Annotated in this window: 8 protein-coding genes and 3 pseudogenes; 4 read left to right on the top strand and 7 right to left on the bottom strand. The window is 68.6% G+C overall.

All coding sequences use genetic code 11. The features are described from left to right. Nucleotides 1-54 precede the first annotated feature (54 nt). Nucleotides 55-438, top strand: coding sequence for a hypothetical protein (locus IG02_RS41390; RefSeq protein WP_158712247.1), 384 nt, complete (start codon nucleotides 55-57; stop codon nucleotides 436-438). 1,038 nt (nucleotides 439-1,476) lie between these two features. Here IG02_RS41390 and IG02_RS41395 read toward each other — a convergent pair. Continuing rightward, nucleotides 1,477-1,629, bottom strand: a complete 153-nt coding sequence (locus tag IG02_RS41395; RefSeq protein WP_158712248.1) for a hypothetical protein — start codon at nucleotides 1,627-1,629, stop codon at nucleotides 1,477-1,479. 94 nt (nucleotides 1,630-1,723) lie between these two features. On the opposite strand from IG02_RS41395, the gene IG02_RS0106775 reads away from it, so the two are divergent. Then, nucleotides 1,724-2,134, top strand: coding sequence for a hypothetical protein (locus IG02_RS0106775; protein ID WP_030743032.1), 411 nt, complete (start codon nucleotides 1,724-1,726; stop codon nucleotides 2,132-2,134). A 375-nt stretch (nucleotides 2,135-2,509) separates the two neighbouring features. Here the strand turns inward: IG02_RS0106775 and IG02_RS0106780 are convergent, their stop codons facing one another. From IG02_RS0106780 to IG02_RS0106795, 4 genes are all read right to left on the bottom strand, one after another. Continuing rightward, nucleotides 2,510-3,505 (bottom strand): hypothetical protein, encoded by a 996-nt coding sequence (locus tag IG02_RS0106780; protein ID WP_234314628.1) that lies wholly within the window; start codon nucleotides 3,503-3,505, stop codon nucleotides 2,510-2,512. A 150-nt stretch (nucleotides 3,506-3,655) separates the two neighbouring features. Next, the gene (locus IG02_RS0106785) at nucleotides 3,656-4,666 is read right to left on the bottom strand and encodes a helix-turn-helix domain-containing protein (RefSeq protein ID WP_234314629.1); all 1,011 of its coding nucleotides are present in this window, start codon (nucleotides 4,664-4,666) and stop codon (nucleotides 3,656-3,658) included. A gap of 260 nt (nucleotides 4,667-4,926) precedes the next feature. Beyond that, nucleotides 4,927-5,100, bottom strand: a complete 174-nt coding sequence (locus IG02_RS41400; protein ID WP_158712249.1) for a hypothetical protein — start codon at nucleotides 5,098-5,100, stop codon at nucleotides 4,927-4,929. Nucleotides 5,101-5,257: 157 nt separating this feature from the next. Beyond that, nucleotides 5,258-5,437, bottom strand: a complete 180-nt coding sequence (locus IG02_RS0106795) for a hypothetical protein (RefSeq protein WP_158712250.1) — start codon at nucleotides 5,435-5,437, stop codon at nucleotides 5,258-5,260. Between the two features lie 457 nt (nucleotides 5,438-5,894). On the opposite strand from IG02_RS0106795, the gene IG02_RS0106805 reads away from it, so the two are divergent. Beyond that, nucleotides 5,895-6,353 (top strand): hypothetical protein, encoded by a 459-nt coding sequence (locus IG02_RS0106805; RefSeq protein ID WP_030743039.1) that lies wholly within the window; start codon nucleotides 5,895-5,897, stop codon nucleotides 6,351-6,353. A gap of 150 nt (nucleotides 6,354-6,503) precedes the next feature. Next, nucleotides 6,504-6,953 (top strand): annotated as a pseudogene (locus IG02_RS38860) (aminoglycoside phosphotransferase family protein); the annotation flags it as partial. Here IG02_RS38860 and IG02_RS42590 read toward each other — a convergent pair. Together IG02_RS42590 and IG02_RS0106815 are read right to left on the bottom strand one after the other, a co-directional pair. Then, a pseudogene (locus tag IG02_RS42590) lies at nucleotides 6,946-7,107 on the bottom strand (response regulator transcription factor); the annotation flags it as partial. The pseudogenes IG02_RS38860 and IG02_RS42590 sit on opposite strands and share 8 nt — an antisense overlap. Beyond that, nucleotides 7,108-7,294 (bottom strand): annotated as a pseudogene (locus IG02_RS0106815) (hypothetical protein); the annotation flags it as partial. It lies immediately after the preceding pseudogene.

A 7,294-nucleotide genomic window follows, 5' to 3' on the forward strand; every position in this document is an offset into this window, starting at 1 on the left:
TGGTGCGGGCGGCCGGGCAGCGCCACCGATCACTGGAACGCCGGCAGGACTTCCTTGACGAACAGCTCCAACGACGCGCGTTTCTCGTGGTGCGGCAGGCTGGTGTCGATCCAGAAGCTGTACGTGTCGACGCCCGAGTTCTTCGTAGGCGCGAAGCCGCTCGACGACTTCGGCCGGGGCCCCGATCACCGAGGTCCGGCGCAGCGACTCCGGCCGGAACTCCGGCCGGTCCTCGAACTTCGCCTCCGGACTGGGGTCGAGGAACCCGTTCCGGGGGGGGGCGCTCTTGTTGCCGAACCACGCGTCGAAGGGCCGGTAGAAGCGGTTGATCGCCTCCGCCGCCGGGCGCCAGCCGCCCGGCTCGTCGGGGGAGTGGAGATGCGTGTGCCGAGCTTGACTCTGTCGGGGTTCTTGGAGTTTCCCGGCGCAACGGCATGATCAACGGGCATGCTCGGGGCTGTTCCGCAGGCCGATGCAGTTGTCGAGGTGTCCGTTGTCGCTTCGCCCCCGTTCCGGTGAGCAAGTCCCGTCTCTGACCGCGCAGATCGCGCGGGCGAGCAATCCGGACGGTACGACGGCGGTATGGGTGCGGGACCGGTTGGACGGGCTGTGGCACGACGAGGACTTCGCTGACTATTCCTTCCGAGAGCGCCTCGCCCAGGGCGACCGCGCCGACCGTCTCCTCGACCTCGCACTCGCCCGCCTGAAGGAGGCCGGACTCGTGCGCGAACGCACCACGCAGCGCACCGACTCCACCCACGTCCTGGCCGCGGTGCGCGACCTGACCCGGCTGGAACTGGTCACCGAGGCGGTCCGTGCCGCGCTGGAAGAAGTCGCCCGCACGGCCGGGCACCTGGGCCGTCCTGGTCGACGAAGACTGGGGGTGCCGCTACGGCCGCCCGGTCCGCCTGGGCAAGAACCCCACCCGGCCCAAAACCAGGATCCTCGCCGCCGGCGACGACGCCTGCCACCTGCTGGAACGCCTCCACCGGCACGAACCGGGCTACCGGCCCGGCCCGCAGGCCGAGGCCCTGCGGCAGATAGTCGTGCAGAACTACTACCGCGACGCGGCAGGCCGACTGCGCTGGCGGACTGCCGACGACGGTGGGCTGCCGCCCTCCTCCTCGGCGATCGTCTCCCCTTACGACACCACGGCGCGCTACGTCCGTCACGGGCACATCATCCGCTGGAAGGGGTTCGCCGCGCATGTCACCGAGACGTGTGCCTCCGACAGCGCCAACGTGATCACGGACGTGGCCACCACCTCTGCCGCCACGAACGACGGCCACCTCCCTGGTCCACCTGGAACGAGGCGAGCACGAACACCAGGTCGCTGTCAGCGGGCCACTACCGGACAACCCCCACCCGCCGGCACCGCCAGAACGAGGGCTTCGACCGGGACGACTTCCACATCGACTTCGACCGCCAGCAGGTCACTTGCCCCCAGGGCCAGGTCAGCGCGGGCTGGCACGGCCCCTACCCGACGTCCTCGCCCACCGCCGCGCCGCTGATCGCGGTGCGGTTCACCAAGAGCCAGTGCCGCCCCTGCCCGGTCCGCACCCGCTGCACCAGCACCGCCGACAGCGCCCGGACCGTGGGTTTTCCCCACGAGAACTCCGCGACCTGCAAATCCGTGTCCGCGCCGAGCAACAGACCCCCGACTGGAAGACCCGCTACGCGGTCCGCTCCGGAGTCGAGGGCACCATCAACGAGTTCGATCGCAGTGGCCCTGCAGGCACTCGGGCAGAGCGCCGGCGGCCCGGAGCGGGTACCGACCGGGGTGCTCCTGGGGCATCTGGAAGCGCCGGCGCCGCATCTGCGGGAGCTGGCTGGGTGGGTGGTCGGTGACGAACTGGCCGGGGCCGTCGACATCGATCCAGGGACCGTCGACGCGGACGATCCTCTGATCGGGATGTGGTTGTGGCTGACCCTGACCTGGCTCGCGCTATCCTCGCTGGATCCCGGGCCCGAGCGGCGACGGTGGGACGGGATGTCCTGTGCGATGGGCCGCGGCCTGCCGGACCCGGCCGTTGACCTCGTCGGGCACTGGGCGGCGCGCGCGGTGGGCCTGGCCCTCGCCCAAGAACGAGCGGCCCACCGGCCCGGCGCCCGGGTGCGGATTCTGAGGGAATAGGCACTCAGGGGAGTTCGAACAGGCTCTCGCGCCCCAGTTACCATTTCCCTGCTGAGATTCCCCACAGGAAGATGCCGATCAGAACCAACCAGAACAGACATCCGCAACCGGGGCTGCAGCTCATACCGGCGTTCCAGCCGCCTAAGGCTGCGTTGGTGTTGCTGCTTCTGCCATCGAACATGAGCCCCCCAGTCCTTCGAGTGGTCGGACGATTCTTCGATCAGAGGGAAGAGCCGTCATGGGTGTGTCGTCCGGGCCCTTTACCTCCGCCGGGCACGCCCTACCGAAGCCGGAGCATCGTTCGCGATGCTCCGACTTCGGAGACAGGTTCTGAACAAGCTCGCGAGGCAGGTCGAGAGCCAGGGCTTCGGCGGGTCAGGCGTTTTGAACCTGCTGGGCGCGGGCGGCGACCATCGAGGCCAGCTGCTCGAACTCCGCGCTCCATTCCGGGTCATCGGGTACCACCGGATTGTATTCCAGCTCGACGAGGACGGTGCCGACGCGGAGCACAGCATGGGCTGTCGTCTCGTCGAGGTCGATGTTGTAGTGGGTGATCGCGGCGCGCTGGTCGCCAAGCTCTGGAAGGGGGATCTCCTTCGCCTTGTTGTTGGCGACGCCCGACCGGGTTTCCTCGAATCCCTTCGAGGTCAGCGTCACGCTGGGGCAGGACCACACGGTGAACAGAGCGGCGACCACCGTTCCCTCACTGTCACGCCCGTAGGCCGTGTTGAATCTCGCATCGGCCCCCGAGCACCCGTTGTCCTCGTCTTTCCCTGTCCTGACAGGCCCGGACCTCTCCCAGCCGGACGGCATGCTCGTCAGGTCCGGAACCACCCGCTTGATCTCACTGACGTTCAGGGCTCGCACGGCATGGCGGGCACTGTCGTCCTGCGATGATTCGGGGGAGTCGTCGACAATGATCAGCTGTTTGCCCCCGTACACGGCCAGCACGACCAGGGCCAGTAGCAGCGCGGCCCCCAGACTGATGAGTGCCTGCCCGCCCCGGGTGTTGTTGATGGTCAGCGGGCCGAGGGCGATGGAGCTGCGCGTCACCTGGCTGCCGGTGATCAGCAGGCTGCCCGTGGCGTTGGTTCCCGGTGCGGTCAGTTGCAGTTGCAGCTGACGCCGCAGTTCCGGGTCCGCCTCGATCTCCTCCTGGACCACGGACCGGGCCGTGTCCTGTGCGGCCGGGTCCTCCGGAGCCTGGTTCAGCGTGTCCAGTGCCACCCGCCCCCGGTCCGTTGAGGCCAGCCGGGCGTGTAAGGCATCGGCGACCGCGGTTCCGGCGCTCTGACCGACCGCGCCCGCTGCTCCGGTCGCCGTCGCGGTCATGACCGCGACGGCCATGGCCGCCAATTCAGATGTCCCCATGCACTCCCCCGGTTCCGATGCTCGGCGCCCTCGAGGCTCCGCGCCCCGGTTTCGTTATCGCCATGCACGCGACATTCGGCGTGGCACGCTCCACTGTCACCTCCGCCGGGCGGCCTGGTCTTTAGCCGCGAGCGCAGACATCCTGTGCATTCAGCGCACGGTGGCCTGGACCTCGCTCGGCGAGACCCCGTAGGTCCTGCGGAAGGCTCGGCTGAAGTCCGCAGGGTGGCGGAAGCCCCAGCGCAGGGCGGTCTCGCCGATCGTGCGGTGATGCAGGCGGGGCTCGGTCAGATCGGCGTGGCAACGCTCCAGGCGGCGGCGCCGGATGGTGGCGGCGACGGACTCCGGCTCGCCCCGGAAGAGGTGGTGGAGGGTGCGTACCGAGATGTGGTGGTGGGCGGCGATGGCCGCCGGGTCCAGCAACGGGTCGGTGAGGTGGTGGTCGATAAAGGCGCTGATCCGGGCGAGGAGTGCCGTTCTGCGCGCCTCGGCGGGCACCGAGTGTTGGTCGCCTATCCCCGCCGCGAGAAGGGACGCGGCCAGGTCCGCCCCGATGGCGCAGAGCCGGGCAAGCTCGGCGGGGCCCGCGGTGCGGGCGGCCTCCGGCAGGGAGGTCAGATAGGGACCAAGCAGGGCGCCGGAGCCGGACTTGCTGGGCAGCGGCTCGGCCAGCAGGCGGTCGGCGCGGCCGTAGGCCAGGGGGTGGAGAGTGCGGGGGAGGCGCAGCAGGGTTAGGCGGACGGGGCCGCCATTGTCCAGGAAGTCGAAGGCCAAAGGCTTCGAACTGGAGAGCAGGGCCATGTCGCCGGGACCGAGGCACGCGACGCCGCGGGCCTGCTCCAGGCGGACCACGCTCTCCCGGACCAGCAGCAGGAAGTAGTCCTCGGGGTCTCCACGGCGGATGTGGGCGGGGGAACGCTGCGCGGTCATGGGGGAGAAGTCGAAGGCCGCGACCTGGCTGTGCGGGAGCCCCACGGCCTCTACCCATCCCCGGAAACGGTTTGCGTGCGGACTTCGGGTCGACACAGGCATGACCTCGTGGCCGACCATGTCGTTCCACCAGCCGAAGCGGTCCGGCACCGCAATGTCGTCGGTGTCCACCGCCACCACCGGCCCCACCGCCGTGGCGTCCTTCCTTACCATCTCCCTGAGACTTGGCATGCAACGATAGTGCCTGGCAAAGGAGTTGACTGAGTAGTAGGTGCAAGGCCACTCCCCCTGTTCGTTCTGCTGCTTGCTGCCTGGCACCGTAACGATCCCCGGAAAGCGAGCACAGGGGCATCAGCGGCTGTGGGAGGGGAAGTTGCGCTGCTCGGCCATGCCGGGCTGGGCTGTCAGGTCAATGCACGGGTGATGGTGGTGGTGTACGGGGCGACCTCGGACGGCGGCGTGGCCGTCCAGGGCCCAAGGACCCGCCAGCCCTACTTCTCTAGAGTCTGGGTGGCGGCGACGGGGTCGAAGGCCTCGTCCGGGCCGATCCCGGTGCAGTAGCCGAGCGGCCCCTCCTGCGGGTGGTCGACGTAAATGTGCCAGTCGGTGTCGTACTCCGCCCGCGCGGTCAGCACGAGTTCCGCGGTGGTCTGCTGCTCCGTCATGCGCGGCAGCGTACGGTGCCAACTGCCCTGGCATGCGACGGATTCAGCGATCCCGCCCGGAACGTATGACGGTGCTGGACAACCCCGGCCAGGCGAGAGGGCTTCGCAGCAGGCCGACTTACCGATTCCGCTCGTCGTATGCGGCCTTCACCGCGCCCTAGGCGAACGAGGCCAGCAGCCCGCGTCCAAGACCGCCCAGGGCCCACGCGGTGACCGCTTCGGACACCAAGGTGAAGATGACCAGTCCGGTGACGGCGTAGATGACGAGTGTTACTGCGACCGGTGGGACGCGATACCACCACGGCGTCGGCTGCGTGTTTCCCCTCGATTGCTCCATGACAGCAGTATCCCAGGGCCTGTTGTACCCGTAACGGATGAACTGTCTGGCCACGAGCCGGCGAAGGGGCGGGAGGGCCATACAGAGTGGCATTCCGTTCCGCACGCACCAGATGCGCGCGGAACGGCCTTCAACGACCGATGGACGGCGCGTCGTACGGGACGGGAGGCAGCCGCAGGAGTCGCTCCCCGCAGGAGGCGGCCGAGCAGTTCGCCGTCAGTAGAGAGATCGTGAAAGTGCACATCGGCCAGACGGTTCGCTGAGCCGATATCGGAGGCGGCCCCGGCCACTGGACGCCCCTGTCCGGGACAGGGACGGCGCACTTCTGTGACCAGGCCAGTCGCGTTTTCTCTGTCCCGGACAGGTCACGTGCCTAGACGCGCCGATGGTTCCTGCCCAGCCTTGTGGACCAGACGCCTCGGAGGCGTACTCCCGAATTCCACCCCGAGAGGAAAACATGAAAGCGAAATTCTTGGCGGCAGCGGGCCTGCTGGCGACCGCAACCCTTACCGGGACGGGGTCAGCCCACGCGGCGCCCTCCGCCCCGGCGGTCACCACCATCAACCTCAACCATGACAGCTACTCCGGGAACAGTCACATCACAGGTACCTATTCGTACTGGCAGGACGGCACGGACGCCGACGGCTATCCGAAGTACGACGGCAGGTTCACCAGCGTCAAGTTGACGGACGTGATCAACAACAACGGGCTCGGGTCAGCTCTCGTGCTTTCCTACCACGAGCTGAGAAGCGACGGCTACTGGTACATCGTCGACCCCTACATATCGCGTACGGGGAGCGACGGCACAACGTCCTGGAACTTCAACGACAAGGACCTGATCAGCGCCTGGGTGTGCGACTACAACAGCAACCGCGACTTCAACAGCTGCAGGAACATCTTCTTCAACCAGCCCTGAGCAGCACGCGGCAAAGAGGGAACCCCGGTCCGCCGAAGCGTGACCGGGGTCCCTACAGAGCGCCGGCTTCGCTGTGGGTGGTCTGCCGGGCTGCGGCAGTGGCCGGCTTGGGCTTGATGGTTGCGGCGGGCCGGCGCGTAGGGTGCCGGGATGATCGTGACGCCGGAGGGGTTCGCACGGAGCACCGTTGAGCGTGAGGGGGAGCCAGGGGCGGCGTGGCTGGCCGAGCTGCCCGGCATCGTGGAGGAGTTGCTGGAGCGTTGGGGGTGCGTGCCGGATGGTGAGGTCATGCACGGGGGCGTCGGCGTCATCGTCCCGGTACGGCGGCGGGCCGGGGAGAGCGCTGTGCTGAAGGTGTCGTTCCCGCATCCCGGCAACGTTCATGAGCCGGATGCATTCGTGGCTTGGGGCGGGCGCGGCGCTGTCCTGCTGTATGAGCGTGACGACGGGCGGTTCGCGATGCTGCTGGAGCGGGGCCGGTCGTCGACCCTGGCGGAGGTCGAGGACGGCGACGAGGTGGTGACGGTCGCCGGGGCTCTCAACCGCCGCCTGGCCGTCCCCGCACCGCCCGGCCTGCCGCGACTGTGTGAGCAGGCCGCTGCTCGTCGACCACGGTGATCGCGGCGTCCCCGTCGGCGGCCTCCGCGACGACGGTCAGGTCCGGTTCGCCGTCGATGACGAGCCGCAGTGCCATGCGTACCAGTTGGTCGTCGTCGACGATGACGACGCGCACCGGCTCCCGCTCGGTATCCACTCATACGCTCTTTTCGTGGGTGGGGTTCGGCCAGGGTAGTCGTGCGGTGAGGAGGTATCCGTGGTCGGGTGTGGGGTGGTGGTCGAGTTCTCCGCCGGCGACGAAGACCTGTACGTCCCAGGCGCTCAGGCGCAGTGCCGTGCCGGCGGGTACTGCGGTGCGGTCCAGCGCGTCGGGCAGTGTCACC

The organism is Streptomyces sp. NRRL F-5135, assembly GCF_000719775.1.
Taxonomy (GTDB): domain Bacteria; phylum Actinomycetota; class Actinomycetes; order Streptomycetales; family Streptomycetaceae; genus Streptomyces; species Streptomyces hebeiensis.